This is a genomic window from Paraburkholderia sp. JPY465 (assembly GCF_050436725.1).
GTDB lineage: Bacteria > Pseudomonadota > Gammaproteobacteria > Burkholderiales > Burkholderiaceae > Paraburkholderia > Paraburkholderia youngii.
The window spans coordinates 2,234,917-2,258,607 of sequence record NZ_JBNDMT010000002.1; the positions used below are offsets into that span (position 1 = coordinate 2,234,917).

27 protein-coding genes are annotated in these 23,691 nt (G+C 64.8%); 14 read left to right on the forward strand and 13 right to left on the reverse strand.

The window, feature by feature from the left end:
• From QFZ94_RS12415 to hyfB, 4 genes are read right to left on the reverse strand one after another with little or no spacing between them, the layout of a single operon-like run.
• The gene (locus tag QFZ94_RS12415; RefSeq protein ID WP_429457183.1) at positions 1-1,464 is read right to left on the reverse strand and encodes a hydrogenase 4 subunit F; all 1,464 of its coding nucleotides are present in this window, start codon (positions 1,462-1,464) and stop codon (positions 1-3) included.
• Positions 1,457-2,116, reverse strand: coding sequence for a formate hydrogenlyase (locus QFZ94_RS12420; RefSeq protein ID WP_429457185.1), 660 nt, complete (start codon positions 2,114-2,116; stop codon positions 1,457-1,459). The genes QFZ94_RS12415 and QFZ94_RS12420 overlap by 8 nt, the downstream gene beginning before the upstream one ends.
• Positions 2,117-3,067, reverse strand: coding sequence for a respiratory chain complex I subunit 1 family protein (locus tag QFZ94_RS12425; protein WP_410850302.1), 951 nt, complete (start codon positions 3,065-3,067; stop codon positions 2,117-2,119).
• Positions 3,061-5,067 carry a hydrogenase 4 subunit B gene (gene hyfB, locus QFZ94_RS12430; protein WP_429457187.1) on the reverse strand — a complete coding sequence of 669 codons (2,007 nt, stop codon included), beginning with the start codon at positions 5,065-5,067 and terminating at the stop codon, positions 3,061-3,063. The genes QFZ94_RS12425 and hyfB overlap by 7 nt, the downstream gene beginning before the upstream one ends.
• Positions 5,068-5,253: 186 nt before the next feature.
• Here hyfB and QFZ94_RS12435 point away from each other — a divergent pair, with 186 nt between their 5' ends.
• Complete coding sequence (locus tag QFZ94_RS12435; protein ID WP_429457189.1) at positions 5,254-6,021, forward strand: YoaK family protein; 768 nt, start codon at positions 5,254-5,256, stop codon at positions 6,019-6,021.
• Between the two features lie 108 nt (positions 6,022-6,129).
• Positions 6,130-6,315 (forward strand): CopG family transcriptional regulator, encoded by a 186-nt coding sequence (locus QFZ94_RS12440; RefSeq protein ID WP_090809355.1) that lies wholly within the window; start codon positions 6,130-6,132, stop codon positions 6,313-6,315.
• Positions 6,316-6,340: 25 nt separating this feature from the next.
• Here QFZ94_RS12440 and QFZ94_RS12445 read toward each other — a convergent pair whose 3' ends face one another.
• The gene (locus tag QFZ94_RS12445; protein ID WP_429457191.1) at positions 6,341-7,177 is read right to left on the reverse strand and encodes a spermidine synthase; all 837 of its coding nucleotides are present in this window, start codon (positions 7,175-7,177) and stop codon (positions 6,341-6,343) included.
• A gap of 89 nt (positions 7,178-7,266) precedes the next feature.
• A complete protein-coding gene (locus QFZ94_RS12450; RefSeq protein WP_013091248.1) occupies positions 7,267-7,611 on the reverse strand; it encodes a zinc ribbon domain-containing protein YjdM in 345 nt (114 codons plus the stop codon).
• 296 nt (positions 7,612-7,907) lie between these two features.
• On the opposite strand from QFZ94_RS12450, the gene xth reads away from it, so the two are divergent.
• Positions 7,908-8,717, forward strand: coding sequence for an exodeoxyribonuclease III (gene xth, locus QFZ94_RS12455; RefSeq protein ID WP_429457194.1), 810 nt, complete (start codon positions 7,908-7,910; stop codon positions 8,715-8,717).
• 96 nt (positions 8,718-8,813) lie between these two features.
• On the opposite strand, the gene QFZ94_RS12460 is transcribed toward xth, so the two are convergent.
• The 4 genes from QFZ94_RS12460 to motA all read right to left on the reverse strand — a co-directional run bounded on the left by QFZ94_RS12460 (position 8,814) and on the right by motA (position 11,904).
• Complete coding sequence (locus tag QFZ94_RS12460) at positions 8,814-9,080, reverse strand: CsbD family protein (protein WP_013091250.1); 267 nt, start codon at positions 9,078-9,080, stop codon at positions 8,814-8,816.
• 181 nt (positions 9,081-9,261) lie between these two features.
• On the reverse strand, positions 9,262-9,945 hold the full coding sequence (locus QFZ94_RS12465; protein WP_429457196.1) for a Pr6Pr family membrane protein: 684 nt from the start codon (positions 9,943-9,945) through the stop codon (positions 9,262-9,264).
• 76 nt (positions 9,946-10,021) lie between these two features.
• Positions 10,022-11,020 carry a flagellar motor protein MotB gene (gene motB / locus QFZ94_RS12470; RefSeq protein ID WP_429457198.1) on the reverse strand — a complete coding sequence of 333 codons (999 nt, stop codon included), beginning with the start codon at positions 11,018-11,020 and terminating at the stop codon, positions 10,022-10,024.
• A gap of 14 nt (positions 11,021-11,034) precedes the next feature.
• A complete protein-coding gene (motA, locus tag QFZ94_RS12475; RefSeq protein ID WP_429457200.1) occupies positions 11,035-11,904 on the reverse strand; it encodes a flagellar motor stator protein MotA in 870 nt (289 codons plus the stop codon).
• A 348-nt stretch (positions 11,905-12,252) separates the two neighbouring features.
• Here motA and QFZ94_RS12480 point away from each other — a divergent pair, with 348 nt between their 5' ends.
• Positions 12,253-13,665 (forward strand): DUF2252 domain-containing protein, encoded by a 1,413-nt coding sequence (locus QFZ94_RS12480; RefSeq protein WP_429457202.1) that lies wholly within the window; start codon positions 12,253-12,255, stop codon positions 13,663-13,665.
• 36 nt (positions 13,666-13,701) lie between these two features.
• Here QFZ94_RS12480 and QFZ94_RS12485 read toward each other — a convergent pair whose 3' ends face one another.
• Together QFZ94_RS12485 and QFZ94_RS12490 are read right to left on the reverse strand one after the other, a co-directional pair.
• The gene (locus QFZ94_RS12485; protein WP_429457204.1) at positions 13,702-14,535 is read right to left on the reverse strand and encodes a polysaccharide deacetylase family protein; all 834 of its coding nucleotides are present in this window, start codon (positions 14,533-14,535) and stop codon (positions 13,702-13,704) included.
• Positions 14,528-14,866 carry a hypothetical protein gene (locus tag QFZ94_RS12490; RefSeq protein WP_429457801.1) on the reverse strand — a complete coding sequence of 113 codons (339 nt, stop codon included), beginning with the start codon at positions 14,864-14,866 and terminating at the stop codon, positions 14,528-14,530. The genes QFZ94_RS12485 and QFZ94_RS12490 overlap by 8 nt, the downstream gene beginning before the upstream one ends.
• Here QFZ94_RS12490 and QFZ94_RS12495 point away from each other — a divergent pair.
• The 7 genes from QFZ94_RS12495 (at position 14,811) to QFZ94_RS12525 (ending at position 20,457) form a co-directional block, all read left to right on the forward strand.
• Positions 14,811-15,575, forward strand: a complete 765-nt coding sequence (locus QFZ94_RS12495) for an SDR family oxidoreductase (protein WP_429457206.1) — start codon at positions 14,811-14,813, stop codon at positions 15,573-15,575. The genes QFZ94_RS12490 and QFZ94_RS12495 overlap by 56 nt on opposite strands.
• A gap of 94 nt (positions 15,576-15,669) precedes the next feature.
• Positions 15,670-15,945 carry an oxidoreductase-like domain-containing protein gene (locus QFZ94_RS12500; RefSeq protein ID WP_429457208.1) on the forward strand — a complete coding sequence of 92 codons (276 nt, stop codon included), beginning with the start codon at positions 15,670-15,672 and terminating at the stop codon, positions 15,943-15,945.
• 28 nt (positions 15,946-15,973) lie between these two features.
• On the forward strand, positions 15,974-16,843 hold the full coding sequence (locus tag QFZ94_RS12505) for an NAD-dependent protein deacetylase (protein ID WP_429457210.1): 870 nt from the start codon (positions 15,974-15,976) through the stop codon (positions 16,841-16,843).
• A gap of 46 nt (positions 16,844-16,889) precedes the next feature.
• The gene (locus QFZ94_RS12510) at positions 16,890-17,507 is read left to right on the forward strand and encodes a pyridoxamine 5'-phosphate oxidase family protein (RefSeq protein WP_429457212.1); all 618 of its coding nucleotides are present in this window, start codon (positions 16,890-16,892) and stop codon (positions 17,505-17,507) included.
• A 33-nt stretch (positions 17,508-17,540) separates the two neighbouring features.
• The gene (locus QFZ94_RS12515) at positions 17,541-18,149 is read left to right on the forward strand and encodes a DUF938 domain-containing protein (RefSeq protein WP_429457214.1); all 609 of its coding nucleotides are present in this window, start codon (positions 17,541-17,543) and stop codon (positions 18,147-18,149) included.
• 285 nt (positions 18,150-18,434) lie between these two features.
• Positions 18,435-19,844: an NADP-dependent phosphogluconate dehydrogenase gene (gene gndA / locus QFZ94_RS12520; RefSeq protein WP_013091259.1), complete on the forward strand. Its 1,410-nt coding sequence runs from the start codon at positions 18,435-18,437 to the stop codon at positions 19,842-19,844.
• 277 nt (positions 19,845-20,121) lie between these two features.
• On the forward strand, positions 20,122-20,457 hold the full coding sequence (locus tag QFZ94_RS12525) for a DUF4148 domain-containing protein (RefSeq protein ID WP_429457216.1): 336 nt from the start codon (positions 20,122-20,124) through the stop codon (positions 20,455-20,457).
• 155 nt (positions 20,458-20,612) lie between these two features.
• Here QFZ94_RS12525 and QFZ94_RS12530 read toward each other — a convergent pair whose 3' ends face one another.
• Complete coding sequence (locus QFZ94_RS12530) at positions 20,613-20,933, reverse strand: hypothetical protein (RefSeq protein ID WP_013091261.1); 321 nt, start codon at positions 20,931-20,933, stop codon at positions 20,613-20,615.
• Between the two features lie 230 nt (positions 20,934-21,163).
• Here QFZ94_RS12530 and QFZ94_RS12535 point away from each other — a divergent pair, with 230 nt between their 5' ends.
• The 3 genes from QFZ94_RS12535 to ltaE all read left to right on the forward strand — a co-directional run bounded on the left by QFZ94_RS12535 (position 21,164) and on the right by ltaE (position 23,652).
• Complete coding sequence (locus tag QFZ94_RS12535; protein ID WP_368584696.1) at positions 21,164-21,475, forward strand: cupin domain-containing protein; 312 nt, start codon at positions 21,164-21,166, stop codon at positions 21,473-21,475.
• A gap of 164 nt (positions 21,476-21,639) precedes the next feature.
• A complete protein-coding gene (locus QFZ94_RS12540) occupies positions 21,640-22,443 on the forward strand; it encodes a peptidoglycan DD-metalloendopeptidase family protein (RefSeq protein WP_429457218.1) in 804 nt (267 codons plus the stop codon).
• A 201-nt stretch (positions 22,444-22,644) separates the two neighbouring features.
• Positions 22,645-23,652 (forward strand): low-specificity L-threonine aldolase, encoded by a 1,008-nt coding sequence (gene ltaE / locus QFZ94_RS12545; protein ID WP_429457220.1) that lies wholly within the window; start codon positions 22,645-22,647, stop codon positions 23,650-23,652.
• Positions 23,653-23,691 lie beyond the last annotated feature (39 nt).

Below are 23,691 nucleotides of genomic sequence, written 5' to 3' on the forward strand. Positions count from 1 at the left end.
TCACCCCGCCAACATCGTTGCGGCCTGGCGATACCACGTTGCCAGATACGGCGGCACATAGAGCCCCAGCATCAGCCCCAAGCCGAGATGCACGAATACCGGCAGCGGTGCGGGGCGATGTTCGAGCGGCTTGGCCGTCGTCGTCTCACCGAACACCATTCGCTGCACGCGCGCGAAGATCGCCGCGAACGCGACGGCGAGGCCGAGCAGCAACAGCGGCGCCGTCCACGGTAGCGTGTTCATCGCGGTCGTCAGGATCAGGAATTCGCTTGCGAACACGCCGAACGGCGGCAGACCGAGAATCGCGAGCGCGCCGAGCATCATGCCCCAGCCGACCGTCGGGCTGACCTGCAGCAGCCCGCGAATGCCTTCGATCGCCTGCGTCCCCGCCTTCTGCGCCGCGTGGCCCACGGCAAAGAAGATCGCCGACTTGACGAGAGAATGGACGGTCATGTGCAGCAGACCGGCGAATGTCGCGACCGGGCCGCCGAGGCCGAACGCGAACGTCATCAGTCCCATGTGCTCGATCGACGAATACGAAAACAGCCGCTTGACGTCCTTCTGCCGAAACAGCGAGAACGACGCGATCAGCACCGACACGAGCCCGAAGCCGACCAGCAATCGTCCCGGCAGGCCATTGCCGAGTGCGCCGTCCGCCAGCACCTTGCAGCGCAGCACCGCGTACAGCGCGACGTTCAGCAGCAGCCCGGACAGCACCGCTGAGATCGGCGTCGGGCCTTCGGCATGCGCGTCCGGCAGCCAGTTGTGCATCGGCACGAGTCCGACTTTCGTGCCGTAGCCGACCAGCAGGAACACGAAGGCGATCGACACGATGGACGGGTCGAGGTGCGTCTTGACGGCGGCAAGGCTCGTCCACAGCAGCGCATCGCCGTCGCTCAGTTGCCGGCTCGCGGCGAGGTACAGCAGGATCGTGCCGAACAAGGCCTGCGCGATGCCGACACCGCACAGGATGAAGTACTTCCAGGCGGCCTCGAGGCTTGCAGCGGTTCGATAGACGCTGACGAGCAGCACCGTCGCGAGCGTGGCGCCTTCCATCGCGACCCATAGCACGCCGAGATTATTGGTCAGCAACGCGAGCAGCATCGCGAACATGAACAACTGGTACATGCTGTGATAGAGGCGCATCCGCGTCGCCGTCATCCGGCCGCGCGCTTCCTCGATCTGCATGTACGGCCGGGAGAACAGCGACGTCGTCCAGCCGACGAACGCAGTCAGCGCGACGAGGTACACGTTCAGGGGATCGACGAAGAATGCACGGTCGAACGCGAACGACGGTCCGTGCTCGACGGTACGCGCGGCGAGCGCGAGCGTCGCCGCGAACGTCACGAAGCTGAAGCCGGCGTTCAGGTTGCGCGCGACCGGGGCGGGGCGCACGGCCGCCAGAGACGCGGCCGCCACCAGCGGAATGCCGAGCACGGCGAGCACGACGTGGGCGTCATTCATCTTTGAGCTTCTCGAGGTGATGGATGTCCAGGCTGTCGAACTGCTCGCGAATCTGGAACATGAACACGCCCAGAATCAGGATCCCGACCAGCACGTCGAGCCCGATGCCGAGTTCAACGATCATCGGCATGCCGTTGGTGGCGGCAGTGGCGGCAAAGAACAGCCCGTTCTCCATCGACAGGAAGCCGATCACCTGCGGAACCGCCTTTGCGCGCGTGATCATCGCCATGAACGACAACAGCACGCACGCCAGCGCGATCCCGAGCGTGCCGCGCGCGGCCGAGGTCGCGAGTTGGCTGATCGGCGACGCGACGTTGAACGCGATGATCACGAGCACGATGCCGATCAGCAGCGTGGTCGGAATGTTGATCAGCGGCTCGACGTCGGCCTGAATGTCGAGCCTGCGCACGAGCCGATACAGGATCCACGGAATCACGCCGACCTTCAGCACGAGCGTCAGTCCGGCCGACACGTACAGATGCGCATCATCCGTCACGAAACCGAGGATCAGGATTGCCAGCACCAGCGCCATGCCCTGCAACGTATAGAGATGGATCAGCGACAGGATGCGGCGCTGGCTCAGCATCGCGAACGACAGCATCAGCAGTACAGCCGCGAGGAAATTGATCAGTTGCGTCGCGTAGGCGTGCATTCAGGCTCCCAGCAGCAGATGGACGAGCATGCCGATCACGGCGAGCAGGAAGGCGGTCGCAAGGAACTCCGGAACCCGGAAAATCCGCATCTTCGCGTTGGCGGTCTCGACCACCGCCAGCGCAGCGCCGCCGACCATCAGCTTGACGAACAGCGCCGGCACCGCGAACACCAGCGCGAGCGGATTACCGGCTGCGGCGATCCCCCACGGCATGAACAGCGCAATGCCGATGCACGAGTAGGCGAAGAGTTTGAGGCTGGCCGCCCATTCCATCAGCGCGAGGTGCCGCCCCGAATATTCGAGGATCAGCGCCTCGTGGATCATTGTCAGCTCGAGGTGGGTGGTCGGGTTGTCGACCGGCAGCCGCGCATTCTCGGCGAGCGACACCAGTGTAAACGCTATGCCGGCGAACGCCAGGCTCGGGTAGATGGTGAGTTCGCTGTGGCCGAGCGTCGCGACGATGCTCGTAAGCAGGGTCGACTGCGTGATCAGCGAGGCCGACAGCAGCACCATCAGCAGGGCCGGTTCTGCGAGGAAACCGACCAGCATCTCGCGGCGCGCGCCGAGCGTGCCGAATGCCGTGCCGATATCCATTGCCGCTAGCGACAACGCGACGCGCGCGAACGCGAACAGGCCGACGAGCGCGATCGCATCCGCGGCGGGAGACAGCGGCAATTCGGTCGACAGCGTCGGCACGACTGCGCAGGCGAGCGTCATCGCTGCCCACACGACATAGGGCGCGCCGCGGAACACCGGACTCGCGCCATGAGCGACGACCGACTCCTTGTTGAACAGCTTGTGGAGCATCCGGTACGGCTGCCAGATGCTGGGCGCGCGCCGGTTCTGCAGCCACGCGCGGCACTGGTTGACCCAGCCCGTGAGCAGTGGCGCGGCGGCAAGCGCCACGATGATCTCGAGGCTTTGCGATAGCACGCCGGATACAGTCACCATCGTCTCACCAGCATCAGGAGCAGGATCAGCACGGCGAAGCTGTAGGTCAGGTACACGGCGATCCGGCCCGTCTGCAATCGACCCGCCCATTCCGCCGCGCGTTGCGTGAGTGCCGCGATACGGTCGTACAGAATCGACCACGTGCGGTCGGCGACCGAGACGCGGTAGGACGGCTGCGCGTCGAACGGCGACGGCAGTTGCCGCTCGATGCGCAGCAGCGGCGCGAAGATCTCCCGGATCGGTTGCCCGAAGCCTTCGGCCGTGTCCTGCATCCGCGCGGTCGTGAACGGGAAGCCGCAACTCCACGGCGCGGCCCGTCGCAGCCGACCGTGGTAGAAGCGCCGCACCAGCACCCACGCAAGGCCGCAGCAGGCGACGAAAAACAGCATGAACACGACGGGCATGTAGCTCGCCCGCGCGGTCGATACGGGCACGAAGATTAGCCAGCCATGATTCTCCGCGCCGATGCCGGCGCCGACGAGCGCGCGCGTGACCCGGTCCAGTACCTTGACGAACTGCGTGGGCATCAGTCCCAGCAGCACACCGGCCACCGCGAACCAGCAGAACGCGAGCCGTTCCCATCTGTTCGCGTCGTGTGCGCGACTCAGTTTTGCTTCTCTCGGCTGCCCGAGGAAGACGATGCCGAAGAACTTGACCATCGTGTAACCGGCCAGCGCTGCCGTCATCGCGACGAGCGCGGCCGCGATCGGCACCGTCATCGCCAGCACGGAATTCTGCAGACCGGGCGTGAACAGGAAGCTTTGCAGCAGCAGCCACTCCGCAACGAAGCCGCTCATCGGAGGCAAGCCAGCGCTGGCTGCGACGCCTGTGAGCACGGCCCAGGCGGTCCACGGCATCACACGGATCAGGCCGCCGAGCTTGCCGAGATTGCGCTCGCCGGTCGCGTGCAGCACAGCCCCGGTGCCGAGGAACAGCAGGCTCTTGAAGGCCGCATGCGCGACGATCTGGTAGAGCATCGCGGTCAGCGCAAGCGCGGACAGCTCCGTCATCCCGTACGCGCGAAACAGCACCGCGAGCCCGAGCGCGACGATCATCAGGCCGATGTTGTCGATCGACGAATACGCGAGCAGACGCTTCATGTCGACCTGGATCGTACTGAACACCACGCCGAGCAGCGCTGTGGCGATACCCAGCACGAGCAGCAGCACCCCCCACCACGCGATCTGCACGTGCAGCAGGTCGAACACGGTGCGGATCAGCCCATACAGACCGACCTTCAGCACGAACCCGCTGAGCAGCGCCGATACCGGGGATGGCGCCGCGGGATGGGCGTCCGGCAGCCACACGTGCAACGGGAACACGCCCGCCTTGGCGCCGAAGCCGACCAACGCGAACAGGAAGGCGAGCGAGGCCCAGAACGCGTCGGGCGACTGCGCGCGCAGGTTGGCAAACGTGTAGTCGCCAGTGCGCGCCTGCAGGATGCCGAAGCAAAGCAGCAGCGCGAGTGCGCCGACGTGGGAGATCAGGAAATACAGGTAACCCGCGCGGCGAATCTCGCCGATCCGATGATTGGTCATCACGAGGAACGTCGCGGACAGCGTCAGCTTTTCCCAGGCGACCATGAACACATACGCGTCGTCGGCGATCAGCACGAGCGCGATGCTCGCGATGCAAACGTGGTACTCGAAGCAGATGAGTCCTGGCGCCGATCCTTCGCCCTTGCGGAAATAACCGGCGGAAAAGGCGCCGATCCCCGCGCTGACGACACCCAGCGCGAACAGGAAATAGCCTGACAGCGCATCGACGCGCAGATGGAACGGCAACCCGGGCAGGCCGATGGGCAGCACTGCGGTGGTCGGTTCGGTGAAGATGCCGGCGAGTCCCGCCGCTCCCAGCAGCAGACCTCCGAGCGCGCCGAGCGGAAACAGCCCGTGGGCGACGAATCGCGTGCGATGCAGAACTCCGAGACCCAGCGTGCCGACCGCGAGCCAGGCGGCTGCGACCAGCAGGACGAAATGGACGACCGGGAAGGGTGCCATCCGGAATGTCTCCAGTACGCTCGGTTTGGACGAGGAGCACGCAATGAGTTCCGGCTTGCCGGCCTCGCTCGAAACCCATTATGACATCAGAAACCAATCTGGATAACAGGATATGATAATGTCATTATCATGTGAACCACATGTTCGCCACGTCTTTGCCGTTGTTCCAAGCGATTGAGTGATCCTATGCCTGCGCAGTACTTTCGAAGCCTGACGGGAAAACACCGCAGCACGAGCGCGAACCGTCAGCTCGGGTTTTCTCTTGCCTTCGTCGCCGGCGCCACCAATGCCGGCGGCTTCCTCGCGGTCAGGCAATACACGTCGCACATGAGCGGCATCGTGTCCGCGATCGCGGACCAGGCGGCGCTCGGCGACCTGCGGCTGGTGCTCGCCGGCATCGGTTCGCTGGCGTCGTTTCTGGTAGGAGCGGGGTGCTCGGCGGTGCTCGTCAACTGGGGGCGCCGCCGCAGCCTGCAAAGCCAGTACGTGCTGCCGTTGGTGGTCGAGGCCGCGCTGCTGCTGCTGTTCGGTCTGCTCGGCAGCCACCTTGCGCTACGCGAAGCGTTTTTCGTCCCTCTGACCGTGATCCTGCTGTGCTTCATCATGGGGTTGCAGAATGCGATGATCACGAAGCTGTCGGGTGCGGAGATCCGTACCACACACATGACCGGCATCGTCACGGACCTCGGTATCGAGTTGGGTAAGCTTTTTTACTGGAATCGCTCGGCACTCGTCGACGATGAGCACGCGGTCATCGCAAACCGCGCGAAGCTGGAGATCCATGGCACGATGCTCGCGTCGTTCTTCGTGGGCGGGCTGATTGGCGCAATCGGTTTCAAGCATGTGGGCTACGTGTCGACCGTGCCGCTCGCTGGCGCACTCGTCACACTGGCGATCGTGCCGGTCGTCGATGATCTGCTGACCTATCTCTGCCGCTTCGAGCGCAGGCACTGAACTCACGGGAGGACGGGAGAATGCTGGCGTGAAATGCCGGTTCTGATCGTGCCGTCGAAGGCAAATGCATTATAATTTGGTTAGCATATTTGCCGACTCGTCCTCGCAATGGAAACGAAAACCGCACGCCTGACCGTCCTGATCGACCCCGCCAAGAAAGAGGCATTCGAAATGCTCTGCTCGGCGCAGGATCTGACGCCGTCACAAGTCGTCCGCCAACTGATCCGCGAGTATCTCGAGCGTCACGGCGTGACCTACAAGACCAAGAGCCCGCTTGCCAAGCGCGGAAAGTAACGCCCGGATCGACACCTCACGCCGGTCAACCGCCGATTTCCCAGTGCCCCTGTCCTTGCTCACGCCAGATCAGTCGCTTCGGATCGAGGCACTCTCCCTCTTTCAGGCGGCGAGCAGTAACGGACAGTTTGAGTTCGTCTGCAAAGGCAAACGAGAGGGCACGCTCCAATAGCACTTGTCTGGGCGGCAAACGATGCCCGCTTTTCCACGCGAACGCGACGAAGTTGCTGTCGTCGCCGCACCGAACGAGCGCATAGCAAGCGCCAAATACGGATTTCAGCCACTCGAGGTGCTGCGGTATGGCCGGATCATCGTCCGTGAAGTTGATGACGAGGACGCCCGTCTCGGTCAGTCGCTCGCGGCAGGCGGCGAAGAATGCGAGGTTCGCACAGCGGCTCGCGATTCCTTCCGCGACAAACGCATCGAGCAGGATCACGTCCGTGCGGATGTCGTCCTGCATCAGGTAGTCCGCGCCGTCGGCGCAAATCACCTTGAACCGCGCGTCGTCCGCGGGAATTCTGAATACGTCGCGCAGCGCGATCACCTCGGGGCTGATCTCGACTGCGTCGATCGCGACCTCGGGCAGATGCCGATAGCAATATTTCGCCAGCGATCCCCCACCTAGTCCGATCATGCAGATGTGCGTGGGGGCGGGCTGCAGCAACAGAAATCCCATCATCGCGCGCGTGTAGCCGAGCGTGAGCTTCTCCGGGTTCCTGAGCGACATGAAGCTCTGAGTGGAGAAGTGATCGAAGTGCAGCGACACCGCGTGCTGTGTCTCCAGCACGAACGGTTGACCATCACTGATTGGCGTGGACATGAATTTGACGAACGCGTCGTACGAGGTTCGATCCTCAGCCATTCTCGGTATGCTCGGGTAACCAACCATTCGATTGAATCATGCACTGCGGACCGCGCTTCGGAGCGGGGCCGCCAACGGCGAACGGCCCGTCAAACTTTCTTCAGAAAGCAGGCCTTAAGCATGAAGCTGCCGGCGTCGGTCTTGCAGTCGATTTCGTGATCGCCGCCGACGATCCGGATGCTCTTCACCTTGGTGCCCATCTTCAGCGTGATCGATGAACCCTTGACGCGCAAATCCTTGATCAGCACGACCGAATCACCGTCGGCCAGCACGTTGCCGTTCGCATCCTTGACGACGCTGCCGGTGGGTTCATCGCTCGCATCGGCGCCGGCGTTTGCCGACCATTCGTGACCGCAGTCCGCGCACACGTACAGCGTGCCGTCAGGGTAAGTGTTTTCCATTGCGCATTGCGGGCATGCGGGGGCAGCGTTCATTGCAGCTTCCATTGAAACGATTTCAAGTCAGTCAGTAAAAAGCAGGCGGGCAACCCGCCTCGCCAGAACCTGCCGTCGTACCGACGGCTCACTGGCGCACAAAATTATAATCCAATACACATCTTCTTACCTTCCAATTAGCATCTGCTTTCAGCGCCATTCATCAGACTTGCGGGCAGCTTCACTGCGGATGTCGACCGGTTCGAGCAGGATGGAAAGTTGCGGGTGATAAATTTGCAACGAACCGGGCCAAAATGGGGTCGGTGTTCGGTGCCATAGGCGACGGAGGGACGATCATGGCGAAGCTGCGCATTGCGACGTTCAACATCAACGGAATCCGCTCGCGCCAGGCGGCGCTATTGCAATGGCTCGAGCGCGAGGCGCCGGACGTCGTGTGTCTGCAGGAACTGAAGGCGGTGGATAGCGCGTTTCCCGTCGACGCATTGCGCGAAGCCGGTTATGGCGCGGTGTGGCAAGGCCAGAGTGCATGGAACGGCGTGGCGATTCTGGCCAAAGGCGACGCGCCGCTCGAGCGGCGGCGCGGTCTGCCCGGTTTCGAAGACGACACGCACAGCCGCTACATCGAGGCCGCGGTCGGCGGCGTGCTGATCGTGTGTCTGTACCTGCCGAACGGCAACCCGCAGCCCGGCCCCAAGTTCGACTACAAGCTCGCGTGGTTCGATCATCTGATCGCGCATGCGGCGCAGCTGTACGAGAGCGGCCACCCGGTCGTGATCGCCGGCGACTTCAACGTCGTGCCGACCGACGAAGACATCTACAACCCGCGCTCGTGGCTAAAGGACGCGCTGTTGCAGCCGGAGAGCCGGGAGCGCTATCGCAAGCTGCTCGCGCAAGGCTGGACCGATGCGCTGCGCACGCATTTCGGCGACGAGCGTGTGTACACGTTCTGGGATTATTTTCGCCGTCATTGGGACACGAATTCGGGGCTGCGCATCGATCATCTGCTGCTGAGCGCGGATCTCGCGCCGCGTCTGCGCGATGCGGGCGTCGACCGCTGGGTGCGCGGCGAACCGCATGCGAGCGACCATGCGCCGACGTGGATCGAACTGGAGATGGGTGCCAGCCGCAAGAAGAAGAGCGGCTAGTAAAGCAGCGGGCGATCCGCTTGCCGCGGACCGCCCGCCCTGGTGCGACTGCTTCGCACTGTCGATCGGCGCCCATGATCCGGCGCCGTGCCTGCATCAGTCGTAGTCGCGACCGCCGCGCGACCACAGCGCGCCCATCACGAACCCGGCGAGTGCGACGACAGCCAGCGTCGTGAACGGGTTTTCGGCTGTCGTGTCGCGCACGAGGCTCGTCGTGTTCGCGCATAACTGCTGCGCCTTGCCGCTCAATTCGCGCGCCTTGCCTGCCACCTGCGCGCTGGTGTCGCCGACTGCGTCGCCGACCGCGCTTTGCACCTTGCCGGCGACTTCCTTTACCGCGCCTGCCGCTGAATTCGTGTCCATATGCATCGCTCCTGTTGTCATATTTACGTGCGGGCGCGCTGCAATTGCAACGCGCCCGCACAAGGGCGCCGCGCAAGCCGCGCCAGTGCGGCGTCAGCCTGCGTCAGTGACGAAAGGGGTGCAAGAAGTGCGCCCGGCAACGCGGCGCAACGCATCCGGCCAGATGGAATGTGCTGGAACATCATCGTCGGCGCCTGGAATTGATGCCGACGAACACGGCCAGCACCATCAGAAAACTGCCGAACAGCAGCGCGGAATTGACCAGCACCTGGCGCAGCCCGAGCGTTTCGACGTCGATGAACGGATACGGATAGAAATCCGACAGGCTGCCGCGCCAGAACGTGATGCCGAGATAGGCGAGCGGATAGACGAGCCACAACAGGCAGTGGCGCAAGCGCAGATGGAAGCGCGGCACGAACAGCACCCAGTAGAGCGCGGCCAGCATCGGCAGCGCGCTGTGCAGCGACTCGTTGAGCAGGCGCCGGTAGGGTGACAGCGGCCACAGTCCGCGCAACAGCACGTTGTACGCGATGCCGACGAACACCATGTACGCGACCACCGCGGTCACGACGGTCGGCTGCCGGAAAAAGCGCACGAGCGGCGAGCGGTGCTTCCATAGCGCGACGCAGGTGAAGCAGAACGCGCTGGCGAGCACCGTCAGATTGGTCAGGTAGCTGCTCATGCGCGCGAGCGCGTCGAACACGGTGAGCCCGCGCGCGAGCGTGCGATCGATCGTCAGGTCGGCTTGCGCGAGGGTCGCCATCCACGCGATCAGCGCAATGACTGCCGCCAACGTCAGCGACGACACACTGGGCGTATGCAGCGGCAACTCGGATTCGCGCTGCGGAACGAGAGTAGGGCGCATGCGCTCGATTCTACGCGCGGTGCGCGCGCGCTCGCATGTGCTTTCGCGCGTATGCGAGCCGGCGGTTGCGAAAATGCTACGGGGTACTACGGGTGACGGTGGCGGGTCGCAAATCCGGTTGCAGCCGCGCCGACAAGGCCGGAAGCGCCGCGCTCACTGGTGACGATTCATCCAGCGTGCTACGGCCGCCGTCATGGAAGAACGCCTGCTCCGCGGCCTTGTTCAGCACGAGGATGCTGATGCGCCGGTTGGTCGGCTCGTCGGAGACTTGGCTGTTCAGCGGCAGCACGTCGGCGAGACCGCGCACCTGCAGCAGCTTTTCGCCGCGCATGCCGCCGGCCACGAGCGCACGGCGCGCGGCATTCGCACGCTCGGACGACAGCTCCCAGTTCGAGTAGCCTTCGGGGCCGGCCGTGTAGGGCACCGCGTCGGTGTGGCCCGCGATCGAAATGCGGTTGTCCACGTCGTTCAGCGCCGCGCCGATCTGCGCGAGGATCGTGACCGCGTACGGTTGCAGCTTCGAACTGCCGGACGCGAACATCGGCCGGTTCTGCGAATCGACGATTTCGATGCGCAGGCCCTCGTTCGTGATCGAGATGCGGATCTGGTCCTTGAACGCCTTCAGCACGGGGCTCTGCTCGATCAGCGCGCTGAGTTTCGCCTTCAGCTGCTGCAAGCGCTCGGCATCCATCGGCGTGGCGGCGGGCGTCGCGCCGCGCGGCGGCGTCGGCTCACTCTGGCTCTTCGTGCCGACGCCGGGCCGCGGGTCGGAGATATCGCGCCCGCCGCCCTGCACGACCCTCGGCCGCGCCGCTGCGGTGCCTTCCTTGCCGCCGAGCAGGCTCGACAGCGGTGTGTTGAAGTAATCCTCGATGCCCTGCTTGTCGTATTTCGACGTCGAGCCGAGCAGCCACATCAGCAGGAAAAACGCCATCATCGCGGTGACGAAGTCGGCGTAGGCGATCTTCCATGCGCCGCCGTGGTGCGCGCCGTGCTCATCGACCTTCCTCGAACGGCGCACGATGACCGGCGCGGGCGTCTCTAACTGCGACGCGCGCGATCTTTTCTCTCTCATGTTGCCGCCCCGGGTCAGGCCGACTTCGGCATCTTCGTCGCGCGCACCGCGTCGTCGAGTTCCTGGAAGCTCGGGCGGTCGGCGTTGAACAACACCTTGCGGCCGAATTCCACCGCGACCGGTGGCGCGTAGCCGGACAGCGATGCGAGCAGTACAGCCTTCACGCATTGATAAGGCTTGGCTTCAGCGCGACCCTTCGCGTTCAGCAGATCGGCGACGGGGCCGATAAAACCATACGCAAGCAGAATGCCGAGGAAGGTGCCGACCAGCGCGCCCGCGATCATCTCGCCGAGCACGGCGGGCGGCGCGCCGACCGAGCCCATCGTATGCACGACACCCATCACCGCGGCGACGATGCCGAACGCGGGCAGGCCGTCGGCCATCTTCTGGATCGCGTTGGCCGCCACCGACGCTTCCGCGTGATGCGTGGCCAGTTCCTCGTCCATCAGGTCCTGCATTTCGTGCACATTGACGTTGCCGCCCGAAATCATGCGCAGATAGTCGACGATGAAATCGAGCAGATGATGATCCTCCAGCACGTGCGAGTACTTCTGGAAAATCACGCTCTCTTCCGGGCTGGTGACGTCGGTTTCGAGCGCCATCATCCCTTCCTTGCGCGCCTTTTGCAGCAGTTCATACAGCAACGCGATCAACTGCAGATATTTCTCTTTCGTATAGCCGCCGCTTTTGAAGCACGACGGCAGTACCTTGATGGTTTTCTTCAGCGTCGAGGTCGGATTGCTAACGACGAACGCGCCGATTGCCGCACCGAAAATACATAGCAATTCGAATGGCTGTACGAGTGCCGGCAGATGTCCGCCGACGCCAACAAAACTTCCGATCACAGAACCGATTACCAACACCCACCCGATTGCGACAAACATGCTTTCTCCGTTTTCCCTTGCGCGACGCACGTTAGTGAACAGTGCGGAACAGGCCCTTTTTCAAGGGCTTTTCGTGCGTCGCGAACTTCTGCATGGATGGGTATACGGCGCGCTTCGCGTTTGCTGAAGTGCATGGCGCGACTAAAAAATGAAATTTCACCAAACGGTTAGTTTCGGTTGCAGAAAGTCGGTAAGTTTGTCCGCTTTTGAGTGCGATGAGCGCGAATCGGGGTGCGTGCAAAGCGCCGGAACATTTTTACCGATGCCGTTTTCGAACCCGTTATGATCGCGCGTGCAACCCTCGGTTTTAACCACGCGATGCGCGGAAAGCAAAAACGGAGAGAAAGCATGAAAGCCAACACCATTGCCGAACGGGAAGCGCGCGGCCGCGCCGCACGCGAGCGTTCGAAACGCTCGAGCCATCGGGCGGTCGGCGAGTTGCACCGCGACCCGATCGAGCTGCTGAAGCAAAGCAGCGCGGAGCGCGTCGTGAATCTGGTGCCGCTGCGCTATGGGCGCATGGCAGCCTCGCCGTTTGCGTTCCATCGCGGCAGTGCGATTCTGCAAGCGCACGATCTGAGCAAGGTGCACGACAGCGGGCTCAGCATGCCGATCTGCGGTGACGGCCATCTGATGAATTTCGCCGGCTTCGCGACTTCCGAGCGGCAGCTGGTCTTCGACCTGAACGACTTCGACGAAGTCTCGATCGGCCCGTTCGAATGGGACCTGAAACGCTTGTGCGCGAGCCTCGTCGTGGCTGCGCGGCAGATGCGCCTGAGCCGCGGCACCGCCGAGAGTCTCGTGATGACCGCGGTCGGCTCGTATCGCGATCGCGTCGCGCAATACGCGCAGTTCGGCGCGCTCGACCTGTGGTACGACCGCATCACGTTCGACCGCATGGCCGAGATCGCATTGACGCCCGAGCGCCGGCGCGCGGTGCGGCGCGCCATGGAAAAGGCCGCGAGCCGCACGCACGAAAGCCTGCTGCAAAAAATGGCGTCGTTCGATGGCAATCGTTGGACCATCCACGACACGCCGCCCGCGCTGTTTCATGTGCTCGGTGCGAACACGCTGTTTACGGCCGAGGAAACCGAAACCTACCGGACCGGCAACGTCGAAAAGACGATCGAGCAGGTGTGGGGCGAGTACCGCAAGTCGATGTCGCACGATAGGCGCGAACTGCTCGATCACTTCACGAGGCACGACGTCGTGTTCAAAGTGGCCGGCGTCGGCAGCGTCGGCACGCGTTGTCTGGTCGTGCTGCTCGTCGATCACATGGGCAAGCCGTTGTTCCTCCAGATGAAGGAGGCGCGGCCATCGGTGATCGCGCAGTTCTATAAGTCGCCGGCGGTCAAGCATCAGGGCGAGCGCGTCGTGCAAGGACAGCGGCTGCTGCAAACCGCGAGCGACGTGTTCCTCGGCTGGGGGACGGGACCGCACGGGCGGCAGTTCTATTTCCGCCAACTGCGCGACATGAGGCTGTCCGCGAATATCGAGCTGTTCGACAGCGATCTGCTCGACGGCTATGCGCGGCTATGCGGCTGGATCATGGCGCGCGCGCACGCGAAGGCGAGCGGGCAGGCGATCGAGATCAGCGCGTACATCGGCCGCGGCGATCAGTTCGCCGAAGCGCTGAGCGGCTACGCGAGCGCTTATGCGGATCAGGTGGAGCGCGGCTACGACGTGTTCATCAAAGCGTGCCGCAGCGGCAAGCTCGAAGCGCGTACCGATGAGGATATGGCGGCGGATTTTCGCGTGTAGCGCTGTTTGCGGTGAGTGTCACTTCACGTGCGATCGTCACGCATCGACACGCGCTTCGCGCAGCGTGACGAACCGCAGATGCCGCTCGCGCGCCGCTTCGATCACGCTCGGCAGCACCGCGAGAATCAGCGGCTGGCCTTCGACCGTCAGCGCGGCGTTGCCATCGTGCAGCAGCAGGATGTCGCGCGCGGCGAGGCCATCGAGCAGCCGCCGCGCGACCACGTGCGGGTTGCGCTCGCGCGTATCGTAGCCGCGCCGTGTCCATGCGGCGAGACGCAGATCGAGCTTGCGCAGCACCGGCTCCAGAAAGAGGTTGCGCAGTCCGGCGGGCGCGCGGAAGAACATCGGCCGCGCGCCGCTGATGGTTTCGAGCGTGCGTTGCGCGGCGGCGATCTCGCGCGTCAACGCGTGCGGAAACGTGACCGAAAACGTATGCACGTGCACCTGCGAATGGTTTTCGAGCGCATGTCCACGTGCGACGATCTCACGCGCGAGCTGCGGATAGCGCTCGACCTTCGAGCCGATGCAGAAGAATGTCGCGCGCACATCGAACGCGTCGAGCAGATCGAGCACTTGCGGCGTGACAACGGGGTCGGGGCCGTCGTCGATGGTCAGCGCGATCGCATCCGCGTTGCGCGGGCTCGCGGGCAGGCGGGTCCAGTTCGGTCCGAGCAGCGTCGTGCGCGGCAACAGTCCGGTGATCGTAAACAGCGCGTGATTCGCGACGATCGCGGCGAGCCACCATGGCCACGCGGCCGGTGCAACAGCCACGCCGATCAGCACGATCACGTGCCAGCCGATCGTGCCGTTCAGCAGTGCGGAGTTGCGGCTGCGCGGCCAGCGGCGCGGCGGGTTCGGGCATTCATTCATCGAAACGTGCTTCCAGTACGCCTTCGTCCGTCCACGGAAGGCTGTGAATCTTGCGCGCGATGCGCAACCGCGAACGATACCACTGTTGCGCGCGCCGACGTGCCACGGTCGGCGGCCACGTGCCCGACGAAAGCGCGCTGAAAGACTGCTGCGGTTTGCGATCGCCGATGCGCTGTTGTATGGTGCGGAGCGAAAAGCGGCGCGCGTGTCGATGGCGATCGGACCGGTTGCCGGCAAAAGCGCGCGTCCCGACCCAATACAACAGGAGATGCGCGATGTGGCAATCAGGAAACGGCAAAGTGGCGCTGGTGACGGGCGCGGGCAGCGGCATCGGCCGCGCGTGCGCGCTGACGCTTGCGAAGCACGGCTATAGCGTGGTGTTCGCCGGGCGTCGCCAGGCCGCACTCGATGCGGTCGCGCAGGAAGCGCAGGCGCAGCACGGCGACGCGCTCGCGGTGTCGTGCGACGTGACCGACGCCGACAGCGTCGCCGCGCTATACGACACGATCCGCGCGCGCTTCGGCCGGCTCGACGTGCTGTTCAACAACGCGGGACGCAACGGCTCGCCCGTCGACCTCGACGAAGTGAGCATCGACGAATGGCGCTCGATCGTCGACACCAACCTGAACGGCGTATTCCTGTGCACGCGCGCGGCGTTCGGCCTGATGAAGACGCAAAACCCGCGCGGCGGCCGCATCATCAACAACGGCTCGATCTCGGCGCACGCGCCGCGTCCGAACAGCGCCGCCTACACGGCGACCAAACACGCAATTACCGGGCTCACGAAGGCGGTGTCGCTCGACGGCCGCAAATACGACATCGTGTGCGGGCAGATCGACATCGGCAACGCGGGAACCGAGATGGCCGCGCGGATGGCGCGGGGCGTGCCGCAAGCCAACGGCGAGATCGCGGTCGAGCCGTTGATGGACGTGCAGCACGTCGCCGATGCGGTGCTGCATATGGCGAGCCTGCCGCTGTCGGCGAACGTGCAGTTCATGACGATCATGGCGAGCAAGATGCCGTTCGTCGGGCGCGGCTGAGCGGCGCGCAGCACCGTCTCGCAACCGGGAGCGGCGCGCACGCGTTCAACTTATACTGGGCGCTCCGTCGTCTCTCGAAGCAAAGCCACGCGCCGTGCCCCGCGCCAAACCCAGCGACGACCCGCCGCCGCAGCCGCCCGTGCGGCCCGATCTCGACGACTGCTGTCACAGCGGCTGCACGCAGTGCGTGTTCGATCTCTACGACGAAGCACTGGAGCGCTACGAGATCGCGCTGGCTGCGTGGCAGAAGCGGCAGGCGCAGAAAGCGCGGCCCGCGCGGCGGCCCGACACGCAAGGCGCGAAGTCGAAGCCGCAAGCGGACGCGCGTCGCTCGGCCGCCAGGCGCGGCAAACCGAACCCACACCGCTGATGCGCACAAGCAACTCCACGTCCCCGTCATGACCGACCTTCAGCTCACGCCGACCGAATCCCTCGCCGACCCGCACACGCTCGACGATCTGCATCGCTTCGTGCAGCGTCATCCGCGCCTGTTCGTGCTGACCGGCGCGGGCATCAGCACGGACTCCGGCATCCCCGGCTATCGTGACGACAACGGCGCATGGAAGCGCTCGCCGCCGATCACGTTGCAGGAGTTCCTCGGCACGCTGGCGATGCGTCAGCGCTACTGGGCGCGCAGCATGGTCGGCTGGCCGCTGGTCGCGCGCGCGCAACCGAATGCCGCGCATGTCGCGCTCGCGCGGCTCGAAGCGGCCGGTCACGTGCCGACGCTGGTCACGCAGAACGTCGACGGCTTGCATCAGCGCGCGGGCAGCCGCGACGTGATCGAGCTGCACGGCGGCATCGACGGAGTCAGTTGTCTCGACTGCGGCATGCAGCATTCGCGCGCAGCGATCCAGCAGACGCTCGAAGCCGACAACCCCGCGCTGCTCGACGTCACGGCCGAAGCCGCGGCCGATGGCGACGCGCATCTCGAGTGGCACGATCTCGGCGGTTTTCGCGTGCCGGCATGCTCGAACTGCGGCGGGCTGCTGAAGCCGTCGGTGGTGTTCTTCGGCGAGAACGTGCCGAAGGCGCGGGTCGTTGCGGCGTCGCATGCGCTCGATGCGGCCGACGCGGTGCTGGTGGCCGGCTCGTCGCTGATGGTGTATTCCGGCTACCGCTTCTGCGTGTGGGCGCAGCGCCAGGGCAAGCCGATCGCGGCGATCAATCTGGGCCGCACCCGCGCCGATCCGCTGTTGTCTCTGAAGGTGGCCGCGCCGTGCGGTGATACCTTGAGCGCGCTCGCTGCGTTGCTGGCGGGCGATTGAAAACGAGTACGTTCCGCGAATCACAATTAAAACCCGAGGAAACCGCATGCTGACGACGATCGAACAACTCGAAGCTCTGTACGCACAGCCAGCCGAGCGCTCGCTGCGCAAAGAGGTCCCCTATGTCAACGACGACTACCGCGCGTTCATCGCGGCCGCGCCGTTCGCGGTGCTCGCGACGAGCGGCCCCGCCGGTCTCGACTGCTCGCCGCGCGGCGATGCGCCGGGCTTCGTGCGCGTCGTCGACGAACGCACGCTCGCGCTGCCGGACCGACCCGGCAACAACCGGCTCGACAGCTTGCGCAACGTCATCGCCGATCCGCGCCTCGCGCTGCTGTTCGTGATTCCGGGTATCGGCGAGACCTTGCGCGTAAACGGCCGCGGCCGAGTCTCGAACGACGCGGCGCTGCTGGACAGTTTCGCGGTCGCCGGTAAACTGCCGCGCACCGTGCTGCTGATCGACGTCGATGCCGTGTACTTTCATTGCTCGAAGGCGATCGTGCGCTCGCAGCTGTGGGACCCGGCGCGGCATATCGCGCGCTCGGAACTGCCGAGCGCGGGCGAGATCCTGCAAAACATCATCGCCGCGAACGACGGCGAACAATTCGACGCGGCCGCCTACGATCTCGAGCTTCCCGAACGCGTGCGCGCCACGCTGTACTAACGCACATCGCAAAACCAGAACGCAAGGCCGACCATGACCGACGCCCGGCAATATTCGCCATCCGCCGAACGCAATCGCGAACCAATCCTCGCCGTGCTGCGCGATGCGCTGCCGGCGCGCGGCCGTGTGCTCGAAATCGCGAGCGGCACCGGTGAGCACGCAATCTGGTTCGCCGGCGCGCTGCCCGGTCTCGACTGGCAGCCGAGCGATGCCGACGAACAAGCGCGCGAATCGATTGCCGCGTGGACCGCGCACGCGGGGCTCGCGAACGTGCGCGAGCCGCTCGCGCTCGACGTGCATCAGCCGGACTGGGGCGTCGATGCGCTCGATGCGGTGGTCTGCATCAACATGATCCACATCTCGCCGTGGAGCGCGGCGCAGGCACTCGTCGACGGCGCGGGGCGGCGGCTCGTCGACGGCGGCGTGCTCTATCTATATGGTCCTTACCGGCGTGGCGGCGCGCATACGGCGCCGAGCAACGAAGCGTTCGAGCAGTGGCTGAAGAGTCGCGATCCCGGATGGGGCGTGCGCGATATGGAAGCGGTCGTCGCGCTCGGCGACGCGGCCGGGCTCACGTGCGAACGGGCGGTCGCGATGCCCGCGAACAACTTCAGTCTGGTGTTCAGGAAGCGGGCAGGGTAGCGGGTAGATCGGCGGGTCGCGTATTCGTTCATGCGGTCCGCCAAACCTCAGTCCGATCCCAATCCGAACCCTCCGCGCAAGCGCCGACGCGCGCACAATACCTGTCTATCTGGCGTTACGCGCAAGCTGGAGCACGGCAGGAGCACCGCAGCAGCACGAGCAACTGGCGTGCTTGCCCGCCATCAAGCGGCAAGCGCGCATTTCTTTTATCCTTTCACCCTCGACGCCGCGCCGGTGTTTTCGCAGCGCGGCGCCACGACATTTATTGGACTCTGGAGAATTCAAATGAGCAAACAGGCAATCGGCGTAGTGGGGCTGGCGGTGATGGGCCGCAATCTGGCGCTCAACATCGAGAGCCGCGGCCACGCGGTGTCGGTCTACAACCGTAGCCGCGCGAAAACCGACGAACTCATCGCCGAATATCCGGACCGCAAACTGGTGCCGGCTTTCACGCTGGAAGAGTTCGTCGACTCGCTCGAAAAGCCGCGCCGCATTCTGATGATGGTCAAGGCCGGCGAGCCGACCGACGCAACCATTGCCTCGCTCAAACCGTTGCTCGAAAAAGGCGACATCCTGATCGACGGCGGCAACACGCCTTTCACCGACACGATCCGCCGCAACCAGGAACTCGCGAAGGCGGGTCTGCACTTCATCGGCACCGGCGTGTCGGGCGGCGAGGAAGGCGCGCTGAAAGGCCCGTCGATCATGCCGGGCGGCCAGCGCGACGCGTACGACCTCGTCGCGCCGATCCTCACCGAGATCGCCGCGAAGGCGCCGGACGGCGAGCCCTGCGTCGCGTACATGGGACCGGACGGCGCGGGCCACTTCGTGAAGATGGTGCACAACGGCATCGAGTACGGCGACATGCAGCTGATCGCCGAAAGCTATGCGGTGTTGAAGCAGGTCGTCGGCTTGTCGAACGAGGAACTCGGCAAGGTCTATACCGAGTGGAACCAGGGCGAGCTCGACAGCTATCTGATCGAAATCACCTCGAAGATCTTCAGCAAGAAGGACGACGAAACCGGCAAGGACCTCGTCGACGTGATCCTCGATCGTGCCGCGCAGAAGGGCACCGGCAAATGGACCAGCCAGAACGCGCTCGACCTCGGCGCGCCGCTGCCGCTGATCACCGAGGCGGTGTTCGCGCGCGTGCTGTCGTCGCTGAAGACGCAGCGCGTGGCCGCGAGCAAGGTGCTCGAAGGTCCGCAGGCCAAGCCGCTCGAAGGCGCGAAAGAGGCGTTCATCGAATCGGTGCGCCGCGCGCTGTACTTCAGCAAGGTGATCTCGTACGCGCAGGGCTTCGCGCAGTTGCGCGCAGCGTCGGAAGAATACAAGTGGGATCTCGACTACGGCACGATCGCGAAGATCTTCCGCGCGGGCTGCATCATCCGCGCGCGCTTCCTGCAAAAGATCACCGACGCCTACACGAAGGACAAGGCGCTCGCGAACCTGCTGCTCGATCCGTACTTCCGCGACATCGCGAAGAACTACCAGGCGGCGTTGCGCGAAGTCGTGGTGGCCGCGGTCAACGCAGGGGTGCCGGTGCCGGCGTTCGCGTCGGCGATCGCATATTTCGACGCTTACCGCTCGGAGCGTCTGCCCGCGAACCTCGTGCAGGCGCAACGCGACTTCTTCGGCGCGCATACGTTCGAACGCATCGACAAGCCGGGCAGCTTCCACGCGCAGTGGAGCTAAGCAGTCGAAAAAACGGCCCGGCGCGCGTGATGGTGACAGCGCGCCGGGCCGTTGTTCATTTTGGATCAGCAACGGAGCCTTGCATTATTACGAGATACATCGTGGGTTATCTGTAAGCTTAAGCAAATGCGAAACGATTATTGCGCTACGAGGAATAGAGTTTCGCTCGTTTAAGGGTTTACCCTAGATCGTGACGCCTCTAAACTTGTTTTCAATCGCTGAGGGAAAAGCAGAAACCCCGAAGCGCACCACACAACAAGCCATTTGGAGGTTAATCATGAAGACCCTGATTTCCGCAGTTGCAATCGCCGCCGCCCTCGTTGTTCCGGTCGCTTCGTTCGCTCAAGCCAGCCAGCCGGTGACCCGCGCTCAGGTTCGCGCTGAACTGATCCAACTCGAAAAGGCCGGCTACAACCCGTCCGCCAACGACGTCAACTACCCGGTCGATATCCAGGCAGCGCAAGCACGCGTCGATGCGCAGCGCGGCACCGCCGTCGCAGCCAACCGCGCGGACACCAGCGGCTACGGCGCTCCGGCTGTCGGCACGTCGCAAGCAGGCCACGCCGTCCTTCCGGCGAAGGCCAACCGTAACTCGGTGTACTTCGGCAACTAATCGCAGTAGAAGTGTGCAGGTGTAGTTGGAAGTCGTAGTCCGCTGTAGACGCCGCGTCGTGGAGTAGCGCGAGCGCGGCGGGCAAGAAAAAACGCCATCCGGTTCGATCGGATGGCGTTTTGTCGTTTACGGCGCCGTGCTGCGGCGGATTCGCGTCAATGCAGCGTTCGCTGCCGCCGACCGATGTCGTCGAACAGTGCGCGGCTCGGCTCCAGTGCGAGCAGCCACGATTCGTCGTAGCCGCTCAGATTGTCGAGCGCCTCGCGCAGACGCTCGATCGCCACCGCGGGCAGCTCGACGCTCGCCTCGACCCCGCTCGACAGCCTCGCGACGCTCGCCAGTTGCACGAGCGCATCGGCGGCCTCGGCGACGTCGGCGGCGAAGATCAGATGGGTGTTCAGCAGTTCGACGAGGCCGGCAGACGCCGCCACATCGTCGACGTTGAGTTGCACGGCCAGAAAGGTGGCTTTGTTCATCCTCGATTCCTCCCAGAATCCCAACGTTGTCGTGTACTGCTCCGCGCGGCTTGACTGAGTATAGGCGATGGCCGATTGCCCGCAACAATCGGACGAATCGGCCGTGGCGGCTCGCTCGCCGGGACGCGCGGGCCGTGCGACCTATAATAGGGCCAGCCGTGCAAGCGCCGTCGCCGTGGGCGGACGGCGCCACTCGCGGGATTTGCGCGCTTGCCAATTGCTCATCGACCATGAAGATCATCCGCAGTAAAAGCTTTACCGCGCCGCGTGCCTGGGGTGCGCTCGACATCGCGAACATGAACGGCATCACCACGCGTCTGCATTGGACGGACCAGCCGTACAAGTGGCACGTGAACGACGGCGAGGAAGTGTTCGCCGTGCTCGACGGGCGCGTCGAGATGCGCTATCGCGAAGACGGCGTCGAATGTTCGACGGTGCTCGAAACCGGCGACGTGTTCTACGCGACGGTCGGCACCGAGCATGTCGCGCATCCGCTCGGTACGGCACGCGTGCTCGTTGTCGAAACGCAGGGAAGCGTCTGAAGAACGCGGCAGTTTGACCGCGCGCGCCAGCGCGGCGTGCGTATGGTGCGCGCGCATAATATCCAGGCGGCTACAGACAGCCGCGATGTTGTGCAAGCGTGGCGGAACGGCAATTGCTAGGGCGTCGGTTGAATCGGAACGAGACACACGTCGAGGAAAATCAGATGACACAACAATGGCAACCGACGGCGATCCGCGTGCTGATGGCGGCGGCGCTCGGCGTGGCGATCGGCGGCTGCACGACGATGCCGTGGGAAAGCACGCCGTTCTACAACAACGCGCCGTCGAGCGCGACCAGCCTCGCGAACGTCCCGGTTCCTGCCGGCTTCTATCGTGTCAATCCGGGCGACACGCTGGCCGGCATCGCTTCGGCTTATGGACGCAAGCTGCAGGAAATCGCAGCCTGGAACGGCTTGCCGGTCAACGCCGCGGTCGCGCCCGGCCAGGTGCTGCGCGTTTCTCCGCCGATGGCCTCGGGCAGCGTGGTCACGCCGCCGGTTGCGGTGGCGCCGGGTGCGCCGGCCGCTCCGGGCGCGACGGCGAACGTGCCGCCGGGCGCCGTCCCCGGTGCGCCGGCCCCCGCGGCCGGGCCGCAGCAGGGCGTGCTGCAATGGCCGTTGCGCGGACCGGTCCTGCGCGCGTTCGCGCCGGGCAAGTCCAACGGCATCGTGATCGGCGGGCAACCCGGCGATCCGGTCAAGGCCGCCGCGACCGGCCGCGTGGTCTACGCGGGCACCGGCATCGAAGCCTACGGCCCGCTCATCATCATCAAGCACAACGACTCGCTGATCACCGCGTACGGCCAGAACAGCCAGCTGCTCGTCAGGGAAGGCGACGCGGTCGCGCAAGGGCAGACGATCGGCGAGGTCGGGGTCGATAGCCGCGGTGCGGCGTCGATCCAGTTCGAAGTGCGCCAGAACGGCCAGCCGGTCGATCCGCTGCAGTGGCTTCCGAAGCCCGGCGGCTGAGCATCCCCGTCGCGTCTATTGAGTTAGCGTCTATCGACTCCTCGCAGCCGGATCGGCGCGCTTTGCGGGGACGCGCCGATTTTCAGCGTCGCCTGAATTGAATACACTGTATGGCTCGTTTGCCGGCGCGTACGCGTTCCTCCCGGAATGCACGCGGCCGGCTGCCGTAGGTTGTCATCCATGGACGCACAGGGACACACAATGATCGATTTGCGCAGCGATACCGTTACCCGCCCGACTCCGCCGATGCTCGCGGCGATGTCTGCGGCCGAAGTCGGCGACGACGTCTGGGGCGACGACCCCACCGTACTGCGTCTGCAGGCCACGCTGGCCGAGCGCACCGGCAAGGAAGCGGGGCTGTTCTTCCCGAGCGGCACGCAAAGCAACCTCGCCGCATTGATGGCGCACTGCGCGCGCGGCGACGAATACATCGTCGGCCAGCTCGCGCACACCTACAAATACGAGGGCGGTGGCGCGGCCGTGCTCGGCAGCATCCAGCCGCAGCCGCTCGAAAACGCCGCCGACGGCTCGATCCCGCTCGAGAAGATCGCCGCCGCGATCAAGCCGATCGACGATCACTTCGCTCGCACGCGGCTGCTCGCGCTGGAAAACACGATCGGCGGCAGAGTGCTGCCGGAGCAGTACGTCGCCGACGCGACGCAGCTCGCGCGCGAGCGCGGCCTCGCGACCCACCTCGACGGCGCGCGCGTGTTCAACGCGGCGGTCGCGTCGGGCAAGCCGGTCGCGGCGCTCACCGAGCCGTTCGATTCGGTGTCGATCTGCTTTTCGAAGGGACTGGGCGCGCCGGTCGGCTCGGTGCTGGTCGGCAGCCGCGCGCTGATCGACGTCGCGCATCGCTGGCGCAAGGTGCTCGGCGGCGGCATGCGCCAGGCTGGCGTGCTCGCGGCGGCGTGCCTGTACGCGCTCGATCACAACGTCGAGCGTCTTGCCGACGATCACGCGAACGCCGCGCATCTGGCGGCGGGGCTGGAGAGCATCGAGCAGGTGAAGGTGCAGTCGGTCGCGACGAACATGGTGTTCGCGCAGTTTCCGCAACAGCATTGGGCGCCGCTCGAGGCGTGGCTCAAGGAGCGGGGCATCCTCACGCAGATGCTGTATGCGTCGCGCTTCGTCACGCACATGGATGTGTCGCGCGACGATATCGACACGTTCATTGCCGCGGTGAAGGGGTACTTCGCGGCACGTTGATCGCGCCGCAATGGTCGGAAGCGAGGCGGCTCGCATAGT

Excerpts from the sequence above, each read along its gene's own strand:
- QFZ94_RS12465 (WP_429457196.1), bottom strand. The coding sequence starts at position 9,945 with ATGCGCCCTACTCTCGTTCCGCAGCGCGAATCCGAGTTGCCGCTGCAT.
- QFZ94_RS12515 (WP_429457214.1), top strand. The coding sequence starts at position 17,541 with ATGACCGACGCCCGGCAATATTCGCCATCCGCCGAACGCAATCGCGAA.
- QFZ94_RS12485 (WP_429457204.1), bottom strand. The coding sequence starts at position 14,535 with ATGAATGAATGCCCGAACCCGCCGCGCCGCTGGCCGCGCAGCCGCAAC.
- QFZ94_RS12535 (WP_368584696.1), top strand. The coding sequence starts at position 21,164 with ATGAAGATCATCCGCAGTAAAAGCTTTACCGCGCCGCGTGCCTGGGGT.
- QFZ94_RS12420 (WP_429457185.1), bottom strand. The coding sequence starts at position 2,116 with ATGCACGCCTACGCGACGCAACTGATCAATTTCCTCGCGGCTGTACTG.
- QFZ94_RS12435 (WP_429457189.1), top strand. The coding sequence starts at position 5,254 with ATGCCTGCGCAGTACTTTCGAAGCCTGACGGGAAAACACCGCAGCACG.
- QFZ94_RS12480 (WP_429457202.1), top strand. The coding sequence starts at position 12,253 with ATGAAAGCCAACACCATTGCCGAACGGGAAGCGCGCGGCCGCGCCGCA.
- QFZ94_RS12490 (WP_429457801.1), bottom strand. The coding sequence starts at position 14,866 with ATGCCGCTGCCCGCGCCCGTCACCAGCGCCACTTTGCCGTTTCCTGAT.
- gndA (WP_013091259.1), top strand. The coding sequence starts at position 18,435 with ATGAGCAAACAGGCAATCGGCGTAGTGGGGCTGGCGGTGATGGGCCGC.
- QFZ94_RS12505 (WP_429457210.1), top strand. The coding sequence starts at position 15,974 with ATGACCGACCTTCAGCTCACGCCGACCGAATCCCTCGCCGACCCGCAC.
- motA (WP_429457200.1), bottom strand. The coding sequence starts at position 11,904 with ATGTTTGTCGCAATCGGGTGGGTGTTGGTAATCGGTTCTGTGATCGGA.
- hyfB (WP_429457187.1), bottom strand. The coding sequence starts at position 5,067 with ATGGCACCCTTCCCGGTCGTCCATTTCGTCCTGCTGGTCGCAGCCGCC.
- QFZ94_RS12440 (WP_090809355.1), top strand. The coding sequence starts at position 6,130 with ATGGAAACGAAAACCGCACGCCTGACCGTCCTGATCGACCCCGCCAAG.
- QFZ94_RS12425 (WP_410850302.1), bottom strand. The coding sequence starts at position 3,067 with ATGGTGACTGTATCCGGCGTGCTATCGCAAAGCCTCGAGATCATCGTG.
- QFZ94_RS12530 (WP_013091261.1), bottom strand. The coding sequence starts at position 20,933 with ATGAACAAAGCCACCTTTCTGGCCGTGCAACTCAACGTCGACGATGTG.
- QFZ94_RS12540 (WP_429457218.1), top strand. The coding sequence starts at position 21,640 with ATGACACAACAATGGCAACCGACGGCGATCCGCGTGCTGATGGCGGCG.
- motB (WP_429457198.1), bottom strand. The coding sequence starts at position 11,020 with ATGAGAGAGAAAAGATCGCGCGCGTCGCAGTTAGAGACGCCCGCGCCG.
- QFZ94_RS12460 (WP_013091250.1), bottom strand. The coding sequence starts at position 9,080 with ATGGACACGAATTCAGCGGCAGGCGCGGTAAAGGAAGTCGCCGGCAAG.
- QFZ94_RS12525 (WP_429457216.1), top strand. The coding sequence starts at position 20,122 with ATGAAGACCCTGATTTCCGCAGTTGCAATCGCCGCCGCCCTCGTTGTT.
- QFZ94_RS12495 (WP_429457206.1), top strand. The coding sequence starts at position 14,811 with ATGTGGCAATCAGGAAACGGCAAAGTGGCGCTGGTGACGGGCGCGGGC.
- QFZ94_RS12445 (WP_429457191.1), bottom strand. The coding sequence starts at position 7,177 with ATGGCTGAGGATCGAACCTCGTACGACGCGTTCGTCAAATTCATGTCC.
- xth (WP_429457194.1), top strand. The coding sequence starts at position 7,908 with ATGGCGAAGCTGCGCATTGCGACGTTCAACATCAACGGAATCCGCTCG.
- QFZ94_RS12415 (WP_429457183.1), bottom strand. The coding sequence starts at position 1,464 with ATGAATGACGCCCACGTCGTGCTCGCCGTGCTCGGCATTCCGCTGGTG.
- ltaE (WP_429457220.1), top strand. The coding sequence starts at position 22,645 with ATGATCGATTTGCGCAGCGATACCGTTACCCGCCCGACTCCGCCGATG.
- QFZ94_RS12510 (WP_429457212.1), top strand. The coding sequence starts at position 16,890 with ATGCTGACGACGATCGAACAACTCGAAGCTCTGTACGCACAGCCAGCC.
- QFZ94_RS12450 (WP_013091248.1), bottom strand. The coding sequence starts at position 7,611 with ATGAACGCTGCCCCCGCATGCCCGCAATGCGCAATGGAAAACACTTAC.